This is a genomic window from Pseudomonas cremoricolorata (assembly GCF_000759535.1).
GTDB classification, from domain to species: Bacteria; Pseudomonadota; Gammaproteobacteria; order Pseudomonadales; family Pseudomonadaceae; genus Aquipseudomonas; species Aquipseudomonas cremoricolorata_A.
In genome coordinates this window covers 2,189,767-2,213,270 of record NZ_CP009455.1, presented here as the reverse complement: position 1 = coordinate 2,213,270, position 23,504 = coordinate 2,189,767, and the positions used below count along the sequence as shown (strand labels likewise).

The following is a 23,504-nucleotide window of genomic DNA, read 5'->3' as shown; positions in this document are numbered from 1 at the left end:
CCTATACCTGCCAAACGATCTGTAACAGGGCTGTTACAGGCCTCCCGCGTGTGCTCATGCGCGTGCTCGGAGGCAAGGATTAGCTGCTCGTCACCTCGGACGAGTGGCACCCCATCCAGCAGGGAGTGCTTATGGATAACATCGTCGTCGCCGATAAAAATACCGCCCAACTGTCGCAAACCGCCTGGGGCGACCTCAGTCTCAGCCAAGCAAGCCTGGTGCAACTGCCGGTGTCGCCAGATGCGGTGGCCTCGGTCAGCCGCAACGGGCAGAACTTGGTGCTGACACTCAAGTCTGGGGAGCGTCTGACCATCGCCAACTTCTTCGTCGTCGATCAGGACGGCGTGGGCAACGACCTGGTCTTCGTCGGCGAAGACGGCACTCTCTGGCAGGCGTCTTATGATGCCAATGCCTTCAGCGGTTTCACTTTCGATGAAGTCGCCTCCCTCGATCAGCTGATGGCGGGCATCGGCGAGGCTGGCAATGCCACGCAGACCTTCGCCATTGCCGGTCTTGGCCTGCTGGGCCTGGGCGGTGCAGCCGCCGCGGCAGGCGGCGCAGGTGGCGGCGGAGGTGGTGGCGACGGTGAACCCGGCGACACCCTGGCCCCGGCCCGCCCCACCGACCTGCTGGTGTCAGCCGATGGCCTGCGCCTGAGCGGCCGCGGCGAGGCCGGCACGACGGTCAACGTGCGCGACGCAGCCGGCAATCTGATCGGCAGCGGCACTGTTGGCAGCGACGGTAGCTTCGATCTGGCGCTGGACACGCCCCAGGCCAATGGCGAGGTGCTGACCGTCGACCTGACCGACGCCGCCGGCAACGTCTCCGAACCCGGCACCGTCAACGCCCCGGACATCACACCGCCTGCCGCCCCCACCGACCTCGCCATCGATGACGCAGGCATCGTGCTCAGCGGCCGCGCCGAGCCTGGCTCGACGGTTCAGGTGCGCGGCCCCGATGGCAACCTGCTGGGCAGCGCCGTCAGCGGCAGCGACGGCACCTTCAGCGTGACCCTGCAACCGCCGCAGAGCGCCGGTCAGACCCTGCAAGTCAGCGCCACCGACGCCGCTGGCAACACCTCACCGGCCAGCACCCTTAGCGCGCCCGACCTTGGCACACCGCCCGATACCACCGCACCCGATGCGCCGACCGACCTGGTGATCGGTGACAGTGGCCGTCAGCTGAGTGGCCGCGGCGAAGCGGGCACTGGCGTGACCGTGCGTGATGCCCAGGGGAATGTGATTGCAACCGGCGTTGTTGCCGCTGATGGCACGTTCTCGGTGGTGCTTGATCCGGCGGTCATCGACGGCAGCAGTTTGCAGGTCGATCTGACTGATGCCGCAGGCAATGTTTCTGAACCCGCTTCGGTAGCCTCGCCAGACTTGATTGCGCCGGCGCAGCCGACTGAACTGGCTCTGGCCAATGGCGTGACGTTGACCGGCCTTGGTGAACCAGGTGCGACCGTGCAGGTGCGTGATGCTTCGGGGGCGGTGATTGGCAGTGGCGTGGTGGGCGCGGATGGGCGCTTTAGTGTCGAATTGGACCCAGCGCAGGCCAATGGCGAGTTCATCGATATCCGCCTGATCGATGCCGCCGGCAATGAGTCGCTGCCGCTGGCCTTCCAGGCACCGGATATCACGGCGCCGGAGGCGGTTACCGATGTAGTGGCCAGTGCCGATGGGCTGACGGTTTCGGGGCGTGGTGAGATTGGGGCTAGTGTTGAGGTTCGTGATGCTCAGGGCACCGTCATCGGCACCGGTGTTGTCGGTGCAAATGGCGCGTTCGTTATTGCCCTGGACAGTGCCGTAGCGGCTGGCGATGTGATCAATCTGGTGCAGACCGATGCGGCAGGTAATGCCTCGCCAGCTACAGACTTTACCGTTCCTGCAACGCCTGCTCCTGCCACCCCGACCGAACTGACATTGAACGCCGATGGCTCAGAACTGAGCGGCCTTGCTACGCCCGGAAACCGTGTAGAGGTCCATGGCGCAGACGGCATGCTGCTGGGCAGTGCTATCGCGGGTGAAGATGGTTCGTTCACCATCCCCCTCGTCCCTCCACAGGCAAATGGCGAAGCCCTGGAGGTGGTGGCGATCAACACCGAAACTGAACAAAGTTCGATTCCGGCCAGCATCACTGCTCCAGATATCACCCCGCCTGTTGCTCCATCCGAATTGTCGGTAAGCGCCGACGGCACCGTGCTCACCGGTCGTGGAGAGCCGGGCAGCACCATTCGTGTCACTGATGCTCAAGGCAATCAGCTAGGCACTGCCGTGGTGAACGCGGCGGGTAGCTTCGCAGTAACGCTGGTTCCAGCACAGACCGAAGGGCAAAGCCTGGAAGCCACGGCTCAAGATGCCGCTGGCAACATATCGCCCGCCGCCTCGGTGATAGCACCTAATCTCGAAGCGCCTATCGACAACACCCCACCTGACGCCCCGATCGACTTGGCTGTCAGTGCAGGTGGTACACAACTGAGCGGTCGTGGCGAAGCGGGCACCACGGTGAATGTCCGCGATGCTCAAGGCAACGTGATCGCAACCGGTACAGTTCAAGCCGACGGCACCTTTTCGGTTGCTCTCGATCCCGCAGTTATCGACGGCAGCAGCTTGCAGGTCGATCTAACCGACGCCGCAGGTAATGTGTCCGAGCCGGCTTCGGTTCAATCCCCCGATTTGATTGCACCGGCACAGCCGACTGATCTGGCCTTGGCCGAAGGCGTGACGCTGACTGGCCTTGGAGAACCAGGCGCGACCGTGCAGGTGCGTGATGCTTCTGGGGCGGTGATTGGCAGCGGAGTCGTCGGAGCTGACGGTCGGTTCACCGTAGAGCTCGACCCCGCACAAGCTAATGGCGAGTTCATCGATATCCGCCTGGTCGATGCAGCCGGTAACGTGTCTATTCCGCTGGCATTCCAGGCACCGGATATCACCGCACCCGAGGCGGTTACCGATGTGGTGGTCAGTGCTGATGGGCTGACGGTTTCGGGGCGCGGTGAGATTGGGGCGCTCGTTGAGATTCGAGATGCGCAGGGTGTTCTGATCGGCACCGGTGTGGTCGGGGCGAATGGTGCCTTTGTCATCGCTCTGGAGGATGCTGTCGCTGCTGGCGACGTGATCAATCTGGTGCAGACCGATGCGGCAGGTAATGCCTCGCCAGCCACCGATTTCACCGTGCCTTCCACCCCTGCCCCTGCCACCCCGTCCGAGCTTGCGCTGAATGCCGATGGCTCCGAACTGAGCGGCCTCGCCACGCCCGGAAACCGTGTCGAGGTGCATGGCGCAGACGGAGCGTTGCTGGGCAGTGGAATCGCTGCAGAGGATGGTTCTTTCAACATCACCTTGGTGCCGCCACAGGCCAACGGCGAAGCGCTGGAAGTGGTGGCGATCAATACCGAAACCGAACAAAGCTCCATTCCGGCCAGCATCACCGCGCCAGATATCACACCACCTGTGGCGCCATCCGAGTTGGCCGTAAGCGCAGACGGTTCCGTGCTTACCGGACGCGGTGAACCGGGTAGTACCGTTCGGGTCGTCGATGCGCAGGGCAACGAGCTGGGCAGCGCTGTGGTGAACGCGACGGGTAGTTTCGCCGTGACGCTGGTGCCGGCCCAGACAGAAGGGCAAAGCCTAGAGGCGACGGCTCAAGATGCTGCCGGCAACGTATCGCCAGCGAGTTCGGTCACTGCACCGAATCTTGAAGCACCAATCGACAACACTCCGCCGGATGCCCCGATCGATTTGATCGTTAGCACAGGCGGCAACCAACTGAACGGCCGTGGCGAGGCGGGCACCACCGTGACCGTGCGTGATACCCAAGGCAATGTGATTGCCACAGGGGTCGTTGCGGCTGATGGCACGTTCTCGGTTGTGCTTGATCCCGCAGTCATCGACGGCAGCAGCTTGCAGGTCGATCTGACTGATGCCGCAGGCAATGTTTCCGAATCCGCTTCCGTTGCCTCGCCGGACCTGATTGCACCGGCGCAGCCGACTGAATTGGCCTTGGCCGAAGGCGTGACATTGACTGGCCTTGGTGAGCCGGGCGCGACCGTGCAGGTGCGTGATGCTTCTGGGGCGGTGATTGGCAGCGGAGTCGTCGGAGCTGACGGTCGGTTCACCGTAGAGCTCGACCCCGCACAAGCTAATGGCGAGTTCATCGATATCCGCCTGGGCGATGCAGCCGGCAACGAATCACTGCCGCTGGCCTTCCAGGCACCGGATATCACGGCGCCGGAGGCGGTTACCGATGTAGTGGTCAGTGCCGATGGGCTGACGGTTTCCGGGCGCGGTGAGATTGGGGCCAGTGTCGAGGTTCGTGATGCTCAGGGCACCGTCATCGGCACCGGTGTTGTCGGTGCAAATGGAGCGTTCGTTATTGCCCTGGACAGTGCCGTTGCGGCTGGGGATGTGATCAATCTGGTGCAAACCGATGCGGCTGGAAATACCTCTCCGCCCACTGACTTCACTGTTCCGTCGACCCCTGCTCCTTCTACCCCGACCGAACTGGCATTGAACGCCGATGGCTCAGAACTGAGCGGCCTCGCCACGCCCGGAAACCGTGTCGAGGTGCATGGCGCAGATGGCACGTTGCTGGGCAGCGCTATTGTGGGTGAAGACGGATCATTCACCATTACCCTCGTGCCAGCACAAGCCAACGGCGAAGCGCTGGAAGTATTCGCGGTCGACGTAGTCACCGATCAGGCCTCGATCCCGGCCAGCATCACAGCGCCAGATACCACACCTCCGCTGGCGCCATCCGAATTGGCCGTTAGCGCAGACGGCAGCGTGCTTACTGGTCGTGGAGAGCCAGGCAGCACCGTTCGGGTGGTCGATGCGCAGGGCAACGAGCTTGGCAGCGCTGTGGTGAACGCTGCAGGGAGCTTCGCCGTGACGCTGGTCCCGGCACAGACCGAAGGTCAGAGCCTAGACGCCACGGCACAGGATGCCGCTGGCAACGTATCGCCAGCGAGTTCGGTCACCGCACCGAATCTTGAAGCACCAATCGACACCACCCCGCCAGATGCTCCGACCGATCTGGTCGTTAGCTCAGGTGGTCGTCAATTGTCAGGACGTGGTGAAGCTGGCACCACCGTTACGATTCGCGATGCGCAAGGCAACGTGATTGCCAGCGGCGTTGTTGCCGCTGATGGCACGTTCTCGGTTGTGCTGGATCCAGCGGTCATCGACGGCAGCAGTTTGCAGGTCGATCTGACTGATGCCGCAGGCAATGTTTCCGAACCCGCTTCGGTAGCCTCCCCGGACTTGATCGCCCCTGCGCAACCAACTGAGGTGGCCTTGGCGGAAGGCGTGACATTAACTGGCCTTGGCGAACCGGGCGCGACCGTCCAGGTGCGGGATGCTGCCGGTGCAGTGATTGGCACTGGAGTGGTGGGCGCGGATGGGCGATTCAGCATCGAGCTGAACCCTGCACAAGCGAATGGCGAGTTCATCGATATCCGCCTGGTCGATGCAGCCGGTAACGTGTCGATTCCGCTGACATTCCAGGCACTGGATATCACTGCACCCGAGGCGGTTACCGATGTGGTGGTCAGTGCTAATGGGCTGACGGTTTCAGGACGTGGTGAGATTGGCGCCAGTGTTGAGGTTCGTGATGCTCAGGGAACGGTGATTGGCACCGGTGTTGTCGGTGCAAATGGTGGATTCGTTATCGCATTGAACGGTGCCATTGCGGCTGGCGATGTGATTAATCTGGTGCAAACCGATGCGGCTGGAAATACCTCTCCGCCCACTGACTTCACTGTTCCGTCGACCCCTGCTCCTTCTACCCCGACCGAACTGGCATTGAACGCCGATGGCTCAGAACTGAGCGGCCTCGCCACGCCCGGCAATCGTGTCGAGGTACGTGGCGCTGACGGCACGTTACTGGGCAGCGCTATTGCGGGTGAAGACGGCTCGTTCACCATTACCCTCGTGCCAGCACAAGCTAACGGCGAAGCGCTGGAAGTATTCGCGGTTGACGTAGTCACCGATCAAGCCTCGATCCCCGCTACCATCACTGCTCCAGATATCACCCCACCTGCTGCGCCAGGTGAGTTGGCCGTAAGCGCCGACGGCACCGTACTTACCGGACGCGGTGAGCCGGGCAGCACCATTCGTGTCACTGATGCTCAAGGCAATCAGTTAGGCACTGCCGTGGTGAATGCGGCGGGCAGTTTCGCCGTTACGTTGGTTCCGGCACAGACCGAAGGGCAGACCCTGGAGGCCGCAGCACAGGACACTGCTGGCAACCTATCGCCCGCCAGTTCGATCACTGCACCCAACCTCGAAACCCCTATCGATAACACCGCGCCGCAAGCGCCAACCGACCTGGTGATCAACGCCAGTGGTCGCGAGCTCTCTGGCCGGGGCGAAGCCGGCACCACCGTGACCGTGCGTGATGCCCAAGGCAATGTAATCGCCACGGGGATCGTTGCGGCTGATGGAACGTTCGCCATCACGCTCGCTCCAGCGGTCATCGACGGCAGCAGCTTGCAGGTCGAGCTGACCGATGCCGCAGGTAACACCTCGCAGCCTGCTTCGGTGGCCTCGCCGGATTTGACTGCACCAGCGCAGCCGACTGATCTGGCGTTGACAGAAGGCGTCACGCTGACCGGTAGCGGCGAACCGGGCGCGACCATACAGGTGCATAGTGCCACTGGCGAAATCATCGGCAGCGGTGTCGTCGGGGCGGACGGGCGATTCAGCATCGAGCTGAACCCAGTCCAGGCCAATGGCGAGTTCATCGATATCCGCCTGATCGATGCAGCCGGCAATGAATCGCTGCCGCTGGCCTTCCAGACGCCTGATACCACCGCGCCTGTCGCGCCGTTCGAATTGCAGGTCAGCGCCGATGGCAGCGTGCTCAGCGGTCGCGGTGAGCCGGGGAGTACGGTTCGAATCGTCGATGCACAGGGCAATGAACTGGGCAACGCTGTGGTGGGCGCCGCAGGCAGCTTCGCAGTGACGCTGGTGCCTGCCCAGACCGAAGGGCAGAATCTTCAAGCCACTGCACAGGATGCTGCTGGTAACGTGTCGCCGACCACCTCGGTCATCGCACCGAACCTCCAAACGCCGATCGACGATACCCCGCCGGATGCACCCACCGGCCTCTTGATCAATGCGGCCGGGCGCGAGTTGTCGGGCCGTGGTGAAGCGGGCACGACCGTGACCGTGCGCGATGGGCAGGGTACTGTCCTCGCCAGCGGCACGGTTGGAGCTGATGGCCGCTTCTCGGTCGTGCTCGATCCCGCTGTCATCGATGGCAGCAGCGTCCAAGTCGATCTGACCGACGCAGCGGGTAATGTCTCCCCCGCCGTTTCGGTAGTCTCGCCAGACCTGCTCGCCCCTGCACAACCGACCGATCTGGCCCTGGCCGAAGGCATAACCTTGACCGGCAGCGGTGAGCCAGGTGCGACGATAGAGGTGCGCGATGCTGCCGGCGCGGTGATTGGCAGCGGGACTGTCGGGGCCAATGGCCGCTTCACCGTCGAACTCGCGCCGGCCCAGGCTAATGGCGAGTTCATCGACGTTCACCTGATCGATGCGGCCGGCAACGAGTCGATTCCGCTGGCCTTCCAGACGCCCGATATCACCGCGCCGGAGGCGGTGGCCGAGGTAGTAGTCAGCGCCGACGGGCGCACGGTTGCAGGCCATGGCGAGATTGGCGCCAGTGTGGAGGTACGTGATGCGGCTGGCGCCATCATCGGCACCGGCGTAGTCGGAGCCAACGGCGCGTTCGTCATTGCCCTTGACGGTGCAGTAGAAGCTGGCGAAGTCATCAACCTGGTGCAGACCGATGCAGCCGGCAATGCCTCGCCGGCCATCGACTTCACCGTTCCTGCGACCCCTGCCCCTGCCACCCCAACCGAGCTGGCACTGAGCGCCGACGGCTCCGAGCTGACCGGCGTTGCAACGCCCGGAAACCGGGTCGAGGCCCACGCCGCAGACGGTACCTTGCTGGGCAGCGCAATCGCCGCTCAAGACGGTTCCTTCACCCTCACCTTGGTGCCAGCACAAGCCAATGGCGAGGTGCTGGAAGTGTTCGCGGTTGATGTGGTCACCAATCAGGCCTCGATCCCCGCCAGCCTCGTCGCTCCGGATATCACTCCGCCGGTGGCACCGTCTGAATTGGCGGTCAGTGCAGACGGCAGCGTGCTCAGCGGGCGTGGCGAGCCGGGCAGTACCGTGCGGGTGGTCGATGCGCAGGGCAATACCCTGGGCACGGCGATCATTAATGCGGCGGGCAGCTTCGCCATCACCCTCGACCCACCGCAGACCGCAGGTCAGACGCTCGAAACCAGCGCGCAAGATGCAGCTGGCAATGTGTCACCAAGCGGTTCGGTCACGGCCCCCAATCTTGAGACGCCTGTTGACGATACCCCGCCGCAAGCCCCGACCGATCTGCTCATCAGCGCTGGCGGCAGCCAACTGAGCGGACGCGGCGAGGTGGGAACCACTGTCAGCATTCGCGATGCCCAGGGCGCTGTGCTCGCCACGGGTGTGGTTGCGGCGGATGGCACCTTTTCGGTCGTCCTCGATCCAGCCGTGATCGACGGCAGTACGCTGCAAGTCGACCTTACCGATGCCGCGGGCAATGCTTCCGCCGCCGTCTCGGTCGTCTCACCGGACCTGCTCGCCCCTACTCAACCGACTGACCTGGCCCTGGCCGAAGGCATAACTCTAACCGGCAGCGGCGAACCAGGCGCAACGGTAGAGGTGCGCGACGCTGCCGGCACGGTGATTGGCAGCGGGACTGTCGGGGCCAATGGCCGCTTCACCGTCGAACTCGCGCCGGCCCAGGCCAATGGTGAGTTCATCGACATTCACCTGATCGATGCCGCCGGCAATGAGTCGATTCCCCTGGTCTTCCAGACGCCCGATATCACCGCGCCGGAGGCGGTGACCGAGGTGGTGGTCAGCGCCGATGGGCGCACGGTTGCAGGCCATGGCGAGATTGGCGCCAGTGTGGAGGTACGTGATGCGGCTGGCGCCATCATCGGTGCCGGTGTCGTCGGTGCCAACGGCGCCTTCGTCATTGCTCTGGACGGTGCAGTAGAAGCTGGCGAAGTCATCAACCTGGTGCAGACCGATGCAGCCGGCAATACCTCGCCGGCCATTGACTTCACCGTTCCGGCAACCCCCGCCCCTGCCACGCCAACCCAGCTTGCACTGAATGCCGATGGTTCGGAACTGAGCGGCCTCGCGACGCCCGGAAACCGGGTCGAGGTCCACGCCGCAGACGGCACCCTGCTGGGCAGCGCAATCGCCGCTCAGGACGGTTCCTTCACCCTCACCTTGGTGCCAGCACAAGCCAACGGCGAAGCGCTGCAAGTATTCGCGGTTGACGTAGTCACCGATCAGAGCTCGATTCCGACTAGCATCACCGCTCCAGATATCACCCCGCCTGTCACCCCATCTGAATTGGTAATCAGCGCTGACGGCAGCGTGCTCAGCGGGCGTGGCGAGCCGGGCAGTACCGTTCGGGTAGTCGATGCCCAGGGCAACCCATTGGGCACGGTGGTGATCAATGCGGCAGGCAGCTTCGCCATCACCCTCGACCCACCACAGACCGCAGGCCAGCGCCTGCAAGTCAGCGCCGTGGACGATGCCGGCAACCTTTCCGACAACGCAGCCATCACCGCGCCGAACCTGGAAACCCCGGTCGACGACACGCCACCTGCAGCGCCCACGGGCCTGGTGATCAATGCCGGCGGCAGCCAACTCAGCGGTCGCGGCGAGGCGGGCACCAGCGTCAGCGTGCGTGATGCTCAAGGCAACCTGATCGCCACCAGCACGGTCGCTGCGGACGGCACGTTCTCGATTTCACTCGACCCAGCCGTGATCGACGGCAGCGCCTTGCAAGTCGCGCTGACGGACGCGGCGGGCAATGTCTCCGAAGCGGCGTCGGTGCGCTCGCCAGACCTGATCGCCCCCGCGCAGCCGACTGACCTGACCTTGGCCGCAGGTGTGACCCTGACCGGCAGCGGCGAGCCGGGTGCGAGCGTGCAGGTGCGCGATGCGGCGGGCGCAGTCATCGGCAGCGGCGTGGTCGCTGCCAATGGCCAGTTCAGTGTCGAGCTGACCCCGGCACAGGCCAACGGCGAGTTCATCGACGTCCGCTTGATCGATGCGGCCGGCAACGAGTCGATTCCGCTGACGTTCCAGGCGCCGGACATCACCGCGCCGGTGGCGCCCTTCGACCTTGCCGTGAATGCAGACGGCAGCGTGCTCACGGGTCGTGGTGAGCCGGGTAGCACGGTGCGTGTCGTCGATGCCCAGGGCAATCCATTGGGCACAGCAGTCATCAATGCGGCGGGCAGCTTCGCCATCACCCTCGACCCACCGCAGACCGCAGGCCAGCGCCTGCAAGTCAGCGCCGAGGACGCTGCCGGCAACCTTTCCGACAACGCAGCCATCACCGCGCCAAACCTGGAAACCCCGGTCGACGACACGCCACCTGCGGCGCCCACAGGCCTGGTGATCAATGCCGGTGGCAGCCAACTCGGCGGTCGCGGCGAGGCGGGTACCACCGTCAGTGTGCGCGATGCCCAAGGCAACCTGATTGCCAGCGCAACAGTCGCCGCCGATGGCAGCTTCTCGGTTACCCTCAGCCCTGCCGTCACCGATGGCAGCACGCTTGAGGTGCAACTGAGCGATGCAGCCGGCAATGTCTCCGCGGCCACGTCGATCACCTCCCCCGACCTCATCGCGCCGGCGCAACCCACCGCGTTGACGCTGCTCGATGGCGTGACCCTCACCGGCAACGGCGAATCCGGCGCCACGGTGCAGGTGCGTGATACCACAGGTGCGCTCATCGGCAGTGGCCAGGTCGGCGCCGGCGGCACGTTCAGCGTCACCCTCGATGCGCCGCAACGCAACGGCGAGCTGCTCGACATTCGCCTGGTCGACGCCGCCGGCAATAGCTCCACCCCGCTGCAATTCCAGGCGCAAGACACCACGGCGCCTGCAGCCATCACTGATGTGGTGGTCAGCGCCGATGGTTTGAGCGTGTCTGGCGACGGTGAGCCGGGCGCTACCGTGCAAGTTCGTGATGCCGGGGGCAACCTGATCGGCAGCGGCGCGGTCGGCGCCACTGGCAGCTTCGTGCTGGAGCTGGACAGCCCGCTCGCCGCTGGCCAAGTGATCAGCCTGGTTCAGACCGACGCTGCGGGCAACGCCTCGCCGGCCACCGAGTTCAGCGTGCCGAGCACCCCAGCACCCGCCACTCCCGGCGATCTGCTGCTCAGTGCCGATGGCAGCTCGCTCACCGGCAGCGCAACCGCCGGCACCCGCGTCGAGGTGCGCGGCGCCGACGGCACGCTGCTCGGCAGCGCCGTGGCAGGTGCCAATGGCGCCGTTGCCATCACGCTGACCCCAGCCCAACGCAACGGCGAAACCTTGGAAGTGGTAGCGGTCGACCCGACCACTGGACAGAACTCCATCCCCGCGACCCTCAACGCCCCGGACACCACCGCGCCGGACACGCCGGCGCAACTGCAGGTCAGCGCCGACGGCAGCAGCCTCAGCGGTCGCGCCGAAGCGGGCAGCAGCATCCGTGTGACGAACGCCCAGGGCGCAGTGATCGGTACCGCCCAGGTCGCCGCCAACGGTACCTTCAGCGTCACCCTCGACCCGGCGCAAACCGCAGGTCAGGTTCTACAGGTCAGTGCCGAGGATGCCGCTGGCAACGTTTCGACCAACGCCAGCGTCACCGCACCAGACCTGGAGGCGCCAACCGACGACACGCCGCCAGAAGCGCCAACCGGCCTTACCATCAACATCGGTGGCAGCCAGCTGAGCGGTCGTGGCGAAGCGGGCACTACCGTCACCGTGCGTGATGCCCAAGGCAATGTGATCGCCAGCGGTGTCGTCACTGTCGACGGTGAATTCAGCCTCACCCTCGATCCGCCAGTGATTGACGGCAGTCGCCTGCAAGTGATGCTCACCGATGCTGCGGGCAACGACTCCACCCCGGTGTCGTTGAGCAGCCCCGACCTGACCCCGCCAGCGCAGCCAGGCGACCTGCAACTGGTCGACGGCAGCGTGCTCAGCGGCACGGGCGAGGTCGGTGCGCAGGTGCTGGTGCGTGACGCCAACGGAACCCTCATCGGCAGCGGCCAGGTGGACGCCGATGGCCGCTTCGAGCTGGTTCTGGATGTGCCGCAGTTCAACGGTGAAACCCTCGACATCCGCCTGCTCGACGCCGCTGGCAACAGCTCGACGCCGCTGCTGTTCCAGGCCCCAGACATCAGCTCGCCCGACCCGGTCAGCGACATCCTGGTCAGTGTCGACGGCAGCCTGATCGGCGGGCGTGGCGAGCCGGGGGCGACGGTCAGCGTGCGTGATGGCAATGGCCAACTGCTGGGCACTGGGGTGGTCGGCATCGACGGCAACTTTGTTGTGACCCTGGACCCAGCGGTGCAGGCAGGCGCCACCCTGACGCTGGTGCAGACCGATGCGGCCGGCCTGACGTCGGACTTCGTCAACCACCTGGTGTCGGCCATCCCGGCCTTGCCCAGCCCGGGCGATCTGCTGCTGGCAGAAGACGGCAGCAGCCTCAGCGGCAGCGCGCCTTCAGGGGTTACCGTGCAGGTGCGCAATGCCAGTGGCGAGACGCTGGCGAGCGTCGTGGTCGGTGCCGAGGGCACCTTCACGCTGCCGCTCAATCCGCCGATTGCCGACGGTCAGCCGTTACATGTGGTGGCGCTGAACGCCAATGGCAGCAGCTCGCTGCCAACCCCCATTACCGCGCCCGACCTCACCGCGCCTGACGCGCCGGTCGAGCTCAGCGTCAGCGCCGACGGCAGCCTGCTGATCGGCCGCGCCGAGCCAGGTAGCCAAGTGCAGGTGCGCGATGCCCAAGGCACTGTGCTGGGTTCCGGCACCGCCAACAGCACCGGAAGCTTCGTGGTCAGCCTAGACCCGGTTCAGGTCGACGGTCAGACTTTGCAGGTCAGCGCTACCGATGCGGCGGGCAATACCTCGATCAGCGGCAGCGTCAGTGCTCCGGACCTCAGCCTGCCGGTGGACATCACTCCACCCCAGGCCCCGACCGACCTGGCGATCAGCAATGACGGCAGCCGCGTCTCGGGACGCGGCGAGCCGGGCACCGTGGTGCGGGTACTGGATGCCCAGGGCCAAGTGCTGGCCGAAGCGGCGGTGCCGGCCAATGGTGAGTTCACCGTGCAGGTGCAACCGCCGGTGATCGACGGCAGCCCGCTGCGCGTGACCCTCACCGATGCCGCCGGCAACAGCAGCAGTGCGCCGCTGACTGCGCCGGACCTGGTCGCGCCTGGGCCTGCCGCTGATCTGCTGTTCAGTGATGGACAGACCCTCACCGGCAGCGCCGAAGCGGGCGCGCGGGTCGAGGTCCGCGACGCCGATGGCGAGCTGCTGGGCAGTACCGTGGCCGATGGCGACGGGCGTTTCAGCCTGACCCTGGAGACGCCGCTGCGTAATGGCGAGACGCTTGCCGTGCAGGTCATCGACGCCGCCGGCAATCGCTCGACCACGCTCGACTATGCAGTGCCCGATACCACGCCTCCAGCAGCCGTTAGCGACGTGCAGATCGACCTCACCGACAGCGTGCTGGCCGGTCGCGGTGAACCGGGCGCTGTGGTGCAGGTGCGCGATGCCGAAGGCGTGTTGCTGGGCAGTGCCGACGTTGCCGCCGATGGCAGCTTCCGGGTGACGCTCGATCCGCCGGTGACCGCAGGTGCGGAGCTGACCGTGGTGCAGCAGGATGCTGCCGGCAACCTGTCGCCGACCCTGGAGTTCAGCGTACCGCCGACCGTACTGCCAGCCAGCCCCAGCGATGTTCAAGTCAGTGCCGATGGCAGCAGTGTCAGCGGCAATGCGTCAGCCGGCAGTGAGGTGCAGGTGCGCGACAGCGACGGCAGGCTGATTGGCAGCGTCCAGACAAACCCTGATGGCAGTTTCGATCTCCCACTCGAGCCACCGCTGCGCAACGGCGAATCGCTGAGCGTGGTGGTGGTCGACGCTGCGGGCAACAGCTCGCTGCCCACCCCCACCCAGGCCCCGGACACCACCGCACCGCAACCGGCCAGCGACCTGCAACTGAGCGCCGATGGCAGCACCCTGAGCGGTCGCGGCGAAGCCGGTGCCCGTGTCGAGGTGCGCAATGCCCAGGGCGAATTGCTGGGCAGCGCCAGCGTGGCCGACAACGGCAGCTTCAGCCTGACCCTGCAACCGGCGCAGATTCAAGGTCAGCAACTGGATGTCAGCCTCACCGATGCGGCGGGCAACAGCTCGGCGCCCAGCAGCGTCACCGCGCCCGACCTGCTCGGCCCGTTGCAGCCCTCGGCCATCGTGGTCGATGCCAGCGGCAGCCTGCTCAGCGGCATCGGCCAGGTCGGCTCTACCCTCACCGTGCGCGGGGCTGACGGCGAGGTGCTCGGCAGCACCACGGTCGGCGCCAGCGGCCGCTTCGAGATCAGCCTGGAACCGGTGCAACGCAACGGCCAGCAGCTCAGCGTCGAGGCCACCGATGCGGCCGGCAACAGCGCTGAGCCGGTCACCATCACCGTGGCCGATACGCAACCGCCAGTGCCGGTCGAGGCGCTGCAATTGAGCGCCGATGGCCTGCAAGTCAGCGGCCAGGGCGAGCCGGGTGCCGTGGTCAGCGTGCGCGACGCCGAAGGCAACCTGCTGGGCACGGCGCAGGTCGATGCCGACGGCACCTTCAGCGTTGCGCTCGACAGCGCCCAGCGCAATGGCCAGGCACTCACCGTCGAACAGCGCGATGGGGCGGGCAATGTCTCCGAGCAGGTCGCATTGCAGGCGCCCGACCTCGAAGCGCCAGCGGCGCCCAGCCAACTGCTGCTATCGGCCGATGGCAGTAGCTTGCGCGGTGTCGGCGAACCCGGCAGCACAGTGACGGTACGTAACGCCCAGGGCATCGTCGGCAGCGCCGAGGTGGGCGCGGACGGGCGCTTCGACGTGCCGCTCACGCCCGTCCAGCTCAATGGCCAGACCCTCTCCACCACCCTCACCGATGCTGCCGGGAACGTTTCGCCGCCAGTTGAGCTGACCGCCCCCGATCTGCAACCGCCACTGGCGGCTGATGACCTGCAACTCAATCCAGCCGGCACCCTGCTCAGCGGCAGCGCCGAGCCGGGCAGCCGGGTGGAGGTGCGCGACAGCGCCGGTGCCCTGCTAGGCAGCGCCGAGGTCGATGACGACGGCCGCTTCAGCATCGGTCTGCCCGCGCAGACCAACGGCGAAGTGCTGGCCGTGCAAGTCATCGACGGCCAGGGCAACGCGTCGCCGAGCGTCAGTTACACCGCCGCTGACACCACCGCCCCTGATGCGCCGAGCGAACTGCAGATCAACGCCAATGGCTCGCAAATCAGCGGCCGTGGCGAAGTCGGCAGCGTGGTCGAGGTGCGCAACGCAGCCGGCGTGCTGGTCGGCGAAGGCGTGGTACTGGAGGGTGGCGCGTTCCTGATCAACCTCCAGCCTGTGCAGAACGATGGCCAGGCCTTGCAGGTGACCTTGCGCGATGCGGCCGGCAATACCTCGGATGCGACCGACATCACTGCGCCCAATACCGCACCGCCAGAGGTGCCGGCCAGCGCCACGGTGAGCCTTGACGGCAGCACTGTGAGGGGCAGCGCGCCGGGCGCCAGCCAGGTGGTGGTGCGTGACGCGGCCGGCAATGAGCTGGCCAGCGCGCCAGTGGCCGCCGACGGCAGCTTCAGCGTCAGCCTGCCGACCCCGCTGACCAATGGCGAAGCCCTCAATATCGTGGCGGTCGATGGCGGCGGCCTGAGTTCGGCCGAGTTGCCGGTCAATGCCCCCGACACCACCCCGCCGGCAGCGGCGCAGAATGTGCTGGTCAGTGCCGATGGCAGCAGCATCAGCGGCAACGCCGAGCCTGGCAGCACGGTGATCGTGCGTAACGCCAGCGGCGAACTGGGACAAACCACGGCGGCCAGCGATGGCAGCTTCGTGCTCACGGTAGAACCGCCGCTGCAACCCGGTGACAGCGCCGAGGTGGTGGTCATCGACCAGGCCGGCAACGAAACCCTGGAGCCGGTCGACGTCAGCATTCCGCCCGCGCAAACCATCGACACCCCAAGCGCCTTGCAGATCAGCCTCGACGGTTTCAGTCTGAGCGGCCAGGCCACTGCAGGTACGGTAGTCAGCGTCAGTGCCGGCGGTGTTGCCCTGGGCAGCGCCACGGTGGGCAGCGACGGTAGCTTCCTGGTGTTCTTCGAGCGCGCCCAGCTCAACGGCGAGGTGCTGCAGGTCAGCGCCCGCGCAGACAATGGTGTGGTCTCGGAGCCTGCGAGCATCACCGCGCGCGACATCACCCCGCCAGATGCGCCGCTGCAAATCGTCGTCGAGCGCGACGGTGCGGCGCTGAGCGGGCGCGGCGAGGCCGGCGCCACGGTCAACGTGCGTGACAGCGCCGACAACCTGCTGGGCAGCGCGCAGGTCGATGACAACGGCGCGTTCCGTGTCGACCTGCAACCGGCGCCGGTCAACGGCGAAACCCTGCTGGTGCGTCTGATCGATGCGGCCGGCAACCCCTCGCCGATCAGCAGCGTGCAGGCGCCGGACCTCACCCCACCGCAGGCAGCGACCGCCCTGGCGCTGAATGATGCCGCCACGGTGCTCAGCGGTCGTGGCGAAGCCGGCGCCAGTGTCAGCGTGCGCGACGCCGACGGCGTGGTGCTGGCAACCGGCACGGTGAACCAGAGCGGTCAGTTCCAGATCACCTTGCCCAACGCGCAGATCAGCGGCGCACGCTTGCAAGTCATCCTCACCGACGCCGCCGGCAATATCTCTGACCCTGCCAGCATTGCCACCCCCGACCGTACGCCACCGGCTGCGGTCAGCCAGCTCAACCTCAGTGTCGACGGCAGCCAGCTCACCGGCACTGGCGAGCCGGGCGCAAGCGTGCGCGTGCGCACTGCCGCAGGCGCCGTGGTCGGCAGCACCACAGTCGATGCCGATGGCTACTTCACGGTCACCTTCACCCCGCCACAGAACAGTGGCCAGCCCTTGGGCGTGACCCAGATCGATGCTGCCGGCAACGTTTCGCCTGCCGTGACGCTGAACACCCCTGACCTGCAAGCCCCTGCTGCACCGACCAACGTGGTGCTCAACCTTGACGGCCTGACCCTGCACGGGGCGGGCGAAGCCGGCAGCCAAGTAAGTGTGCGCAACGCCCAGGGCGCACTGATCGGCAGTGGCCAGGTGGCCGCCAATGGCAGCTTCACCCTGACCCTCGACACCGCCCAGCTCAACGGCGAGGCACTGAGCGTGGTGCTGACCGATGCGGCCGGCAACGCGTCCACTCCTACAGGGTTGGTCGCGCCTGACCTGACCCCACCTGCGGCACCTGACGATTTACTGCTGGCAAGTGGTGGTCTGCAATTGTCCGGCAGCGCCGAGGCAGGCAGCACCATCAACGTACGCTCGGCCAGCGGTGAGCTGCTCGGCACCGGACAGGTGGCCAGCAATGGCACCTTCCAGCTGACCCTGAACAGTCCACAGACCAACGGCGAGCAGCTGTCGATCACCGCCACCGATGCGGCGGGTAATGTCTCGCCGGTCGCCAATCTGGAGGCCGCCGACACCACGCCGCCGGCACTGGTCACCCACCTGGCGGTGGCCGCCGACGGCAGCAGCCTGAGCGGTCACGGCGAGATCGGCGCGACCGTCACCGTGCGCAATGCCGACGGCGAGGTGCTGGGCAGCGCCGAGGTCGATGTCGACGGCCACTTCGTCGTCACCCTCACGCCGGCAGCGGCGCCGGGCACGACCCTGAGCGTGGTGCAGGCCGATGCCAGCAACAATGTGTCCTTGAGCGAAACCTTCACCCTGCCCGGCGTGCTCGCCCCAGACGTGCCAGCGGCACTGCAACTGGCCGCCGATGGCCAGAGCGTGAGCGGCCAGGGCAGCGTCGGCAGCCGTATCGAGGTGTATGGCCCGACCGGCCTGCTACTGGGCAGCGCCGAGGTGCGCGCCGACGGCAGCTTCACGGTGAACCTGCAACAGCCCCAGGCCAACGGCGAACGGCTGGAGGTCAGCGCGGTCGGCGAGGACGGCACGCGTTCGCTGCCGGTGCTGCTGCAAGCGCCGGATACCACTGCACCGCAGCCGCTCAGCGAGCTGCGCCTGTCGGTCGATGGGCTGGTCGTCACGGGTCGAGGCGAAGCGGGTGCCCAGGTGAGCATCACCGGCAACGGTGGGGTCATTCTCGGCAGCGGGCAGGTGGGCCCCAACGGCCGCTTCAGCGTTACCCTGAGCGCTGCGCAGATCAACGGCGAACGCCTCGACGCCAGCCAGACCGACGCCGCCGGTAATATCTCCGACAGCGTCAGCCTGCTGGCGCCGGATCTGGTCGCACCCGAGCCTGCCGAGGATCTGCAACTGAGCGCTGGCGGCAGCCTGCTGCAAGGCACCGGCGAAGCCGCCGCACGGGTCACGGTGCTGGCCGCTGATGGGAATGTGATCGGCACCGGCATGGTACGTCTGGACGGCACCTTCCAGGTCGAGCTACTGCCGCTTCAGGCCAATGGCGAAACCTTCAAGGTGGTGCTCACCGACGCCGCCGGCAACCGCTCGGCCGCCGCCGAGTTCACCGCCCCCGACACCACCCCGCCGGCGGCACTCAGTGAGGTCAGCGTTGCGGCTGACGGCGCCAGCCTCAGTGGTCGTGGCGAGGTCGGTGCAGTGGTGACGGTGCGCAATGCCGACGGTGAACGCCTGGGCAGTGCCACGGTCGATGCCAGCGGCAACTTCACCCTGGTGCTCGACCCGCCGCTGGGCAACGCCGAAGTGCTGAGCCTGAGCCAGGCCGATGCTGCCGGCAACGTCTCGCCAGTCATCACCCTGACCACTCCAGACTTCACCCCACCGGCAGCACTCACCGAGGTGCGTATCAGCGCCGACGGCGCAGTGGTGACCGGGCGCGGTGAACCCGGCGCCAGCGTCACCATCAGCGACGCCGCTGGCGTGGTGATCGGGCGTGGCGTGGTGCAGGCCGACGAGACCTTCCGCATCGAACTGACCCCCGCGCAGATCAACAATCAACAGCTCAGCGTGGTGCAGGCCGATCCGCCCGGCAACCTCAGCGAGGCGGTGCTGATCATCGCTCCGGATCGCACTCCGCCACTGGCGCCGCAGGAACTGCGCCTGAACGCTGCCGGCGATCTGCTCAGCGGTACTGGCGAAGCCAACACCACCGTGCGCGTCAGCGTCGCCGGGGTCGAGGTCGGTCGCGCCACGGTGGGGGCCGATGGGCGCTTCAGCGTTGCCCTCGACACGCCACTGCGCAATGGCGAACAACTCCAGGTGAGCCTGGAAGACGCCAGCCAGAACCGATCGCTGCCGACCCTGCTCGACGCCCCCGACCTCACCCCTCCGGCCCAGGTGGTAGCCAGCCTCGACGCCGAAGGCACGCGTTTGAGCGGCAGCGGTGAGGCCGGCGCCCGGCTGACGGTGCTGAACAACTTCGGCGATCGGGTCGGCCAGGGCACCATCGACGCCGAAGGCCGCTTCGTCGTCGAGTTGACCCCGCCGCAGCGCAATGGCGAAGTGCTGAGCATCGTCGCCCAGGATGCCGCGGGCAATCCGTCGCAGCCCTTGTTGCTGACCGCGCCTGATCTCACGCCACCTGCGCAACTGCAGGATCTTTCCCTCAACCCCACCGGCACCACCCTCACCGGCAGCGGCGAGGTGGGCAGCATGGTGCGCGTGCGGGGTGCCGACGGCAACCTGCTCGGCGAGGCCGTGGTGCCGGCAGGCGGCACCTTCGTCATCACCCTGTTGCCGCCCCAGGCCAACGGCCAGACCCTGACCGTGACCGCCGCCGACGCAGCGGGCAACACCTCGACCCCGCAGACCGTGGTCGCCGCCGACACCACCGCACCCGACCCGGTCAGCAATCTGTCGATCAACAGCGCCTATGAGGTGTTGGTCGGTCGCGGTGAAGTCGGCGCCACGGTGCGTGTCGTGCAGGGCGGCACCTTGCTCGGCAGCGCCGAGGTCGGTGCCGATGGCCGCTTCCAGGTCAGCCTCAGCCCGAAAGCCAACCCCGGCGTGGAACTGGCAGTGACGCAGACCGATGCCGCCGGCAACACCTCGACGGTGGTGCCGTACACGACGCCACTGGAACCGGTGCCGGCCACACCGACCCTGGTGCAACTTAGCGTCGATGGCCTGGTGGTCAGCGGACGCGCCACGGCGGGCAGCGAAGTGCGCGTGGTCAACGCCGCCGGAACACTCCTGGGTTCAGCCCAGGCCAGCGCCGCCGGCACCTTCACGGTCGAACTGAACCAGGCTCAGCTTAACGGCCAGCGCCTGGACGTCAGCGCCCGCTCCAGCGGCGGCGAGTCGCAGCCGTTCGTGCTGATCGCCGCCGACGTCACCCCACCTGCGCAACCGCTGGTCACGGCGCTCTCGGCCAATGGCCTGGTGCTCAGCGGCAGCGGCGAAGCAGGAGCCACGGTGACCGTGCGCAGCGCCAACGGCACCTTGCTCGGCACGGCAGTGGTCGGCCTGGCCGGCACGTTCAGCGTCGATCTGGCCAGCGCGCAGCTCAATGGCCAGGTGCTGAGCGTGCGGCAGACCGATGCGGCGGGTAATCCCTCCCCCGTGCTCAGCTATACCGTGCCGGACGTGCAGGCGCCGCTGGCGCCGAGCAACCTGCAACTGCTCGACGGCGGTAGCCGCCTGAGCGGGGTCGGCGAAGCCGGCGCGCGGATCGAGGTGACCGGTCGCGGCGGCGTGGTGCTCGGTTCGACCACCGTGGCCGCCAACGGGCAATTCAGCCTGGTGCTCAACGCGGTGCAGGCCGACGGTCAGGTGCTGACCGTGCGCCAGACCGATGCCGCCGGCAACACCTCGGCCAGCGCCAGCCTCACTGCCCCGGACACCACGCCACCGGCGCTGCCGAGCGCCACCCTCAACGCCGCCGGCACGCTGCTCAGCGGCAGCGGCGAAGCGGGGGCGCGAGTCATCGTGCGCAGCAACGGCAACGTCATCGGGCAGGCTGTGGTGGCCGCCAACGGCACCTTCGTGGTGACTCTGACCGCTGCGCAGATCAACCATGAAACCCTCAGCGTCAGCCTCACCGATGCCGCTGGCAACGTCTCGCCGGTGCTGACCCTCACCGCGCCGGACATCACCCCACCGGCCATCGCCGCAAACCTGCTGGTCAACGCCACCGGCAGCGAGCTCAGCGGCACCGGCGAAGTCGGTGCCCGCGTCACCGTCCGCGGGGCCGATGGCAGCGTGCTGCAAAGCGGCGTGGTGATCGGCGCCGATGGTACCTTCCGCGTGGTCCTGAACCCCGCGCAGGACAACGGTCAGCGCCTGAGCGTGACCCTCACCGACCCGCGCGGCAATGTCTCGGGTATCGCCACGGTGGTGGCGCCGGACGTCGATGCCGACCGGCCAGTGGTGGCCAGCGACAACCTGGTCACCGCCGTGGTCAACCTGGCGCCGGTGACCAGCAAGCTGCCGACCATCAACGACAGCTACACCCTGCTGGTCGGCCTCAACACCACCAAGGCCTTCACCTGGAGCGTGGCCGCCGGCACCACCGTCAACCCGACCCTGACCCTGAGCGTCGACAACCTCATTGGCGTGCTCAACAACCCGACCTTCACCTTGCAAGTGAAGAACGCCGCTGGCGCGTGGGTCGATGTCGCCACCGGGGGCAGCTCCGCCCTGTTGACCCTGGTGCTGCTGCCCGGCGTCGGTGTGCGTGCCGAGATCGGCGCCCTGCGCGCCGGTGACTACCAACTGCTGGTCACCTCCGGCGGGTTGAGCGCAGTGACCACGGTCAATACCCGGCTCGAACTCGAGGTCACCAGCCTGACCCAGTTCACCGGCAGCGGCGTGGTCAAGAGCGGCAACGTCATCACTGACCCGGGCACCGATGGCACGCCAGACATTCTCGGCCCGGACAACGGCGCGGTACTGCAAGTGCTCAAGGGCGGCGTGTACGTCAATGCCGGTGCCGCCACCAGCGTGCAAGGGCTGTACGGCACCCTGCTGATCAAGGCCGATGGCAGCTACACCTACACGCCCAGCGGCACCCCGGCCAGCGTCGGCAAGGTGGATGTGTTCAGCTATCAGCTGAGCCACCCCAACGGCAAGAGCGACACCGCCAACCTGTACGTGCGCATCGACAGCCCGCAGGCCACGGAGATCTGGAACGACGCCAACCTCGGCGCACCCGCCACCGTGGTCGATGCGGTGGACGATGTCGGGCGCAGCACGGTGAGCCTGACCAACAAGCTCACCCCTGGTAGCCAGGCGTTCGATCCGATCAGCCTGGCCGGCCTGGCAGGTACGCGGGTCGGCACGGTGACGCATACCGTGGCCAACAACACCACCGCCGACCTTGAGGTGAACCTGACCACCAACAGCCTGCTCAACCTGGGCAACAGCATCACCCTGGAGCTGAGCAAGCTGGGCAGCAACGGTCGCTATACGGTGGTCAATACGGTCAGCGGCAGTCAGTTGCTAGACCTGCTCGGCAGTGGCGGCAAGAGCCACGTGTTCCGTGACCAGACGGCAGGTACTTACCAGGTGACGATCAAGGCGGCCGTGACGCTCGGCCTGAGCGGCTCGGTGACAGCCAGCCTCAACACCACCACCAAGTCGCTCACCGAGTTCGTGGTCAATACCGCCACCACTGCCACCGGCAACCTGCTGAACGGCGACACCCTAGGTTCGAGCCTCACTACCCTGAGCGTGCAAACCGCCGCCAACAGCTATGCCCTGCCCGGTTACAACGGCGTCAGCGTGGCCGGGCTGTACGGCACGCTGCTGGTGTTCGCCGATGGCAGCTACAGCTACACCCTCAAACCCGGCCTCAGCGCTGCGGTGGTCGGCCAGGTCGATACCTTCAACTACACCCTCACCCACCCCAACGGCAGCAGCGACACCGCGCAGTTGAAGATCACCATCGCTACCGGCGCTTCAGGGGCGCGGATGCTAGAAGCCCAGGCCGATGAAGGTAGCGAGGCCGTGGTGCTGGCGGCCCTGGCCGATCAGCAGGACGACGGGCAGGATGCTGCCGCGTCCGCTGCCGCTACGCCCGGTACGGACGATGAGCCGGGATTGGCCGCGCAGACCGCCGACGATGCAGTGCTGGCCGAGGAAACCGGCTTTGCCAGCATCGGTGCGGACAACGCCGACACCACCCTGCTGTGGCAAGGCGGCGATGCCAGCATCGACCTGGCCAGCCTGGTCGGCGAGGTGCACGACCTCGAAGTGCTCGACCTCAACGCCAGCAGCGCGGTGAGCCTGAGCCTGACCCTCGACGACGTGCTGGCCGTCACCCAGGAGCAGGGCAACACCCTGCTGATCAAGGGCGACGACGCTGACACCGTGCGCCTGGGCGATGCCTGGAGCCTCACCGGCCAGGACGTCGCCGATGGCATCGACTATAACCAGTACACGGCCGCGGAGGATCCGAGCCAGCAGTTGTGGGTACAGAACGGCATTCATGTGGTTTAG

At 66.6% G+C, this 23,504-nt stretch carries 1 protein-coding gene; it reads left to right on the top strand.

The genetic code is table 11. From position 1 onward, the window contains the following. Positions 1 to 131 precede the first annotated feature (131 nt). Positions 132 to 23,504: a BapA/Bap/LapF family large adhesin gene (locus LK03_RS09565; RefSeq protein ID WP_038412110.1), complete on the top strand. Its 23,373-nt coding sequence runs from the start codon at positions 132 to 134 to the stop codon at positions 23,502 to 23,504.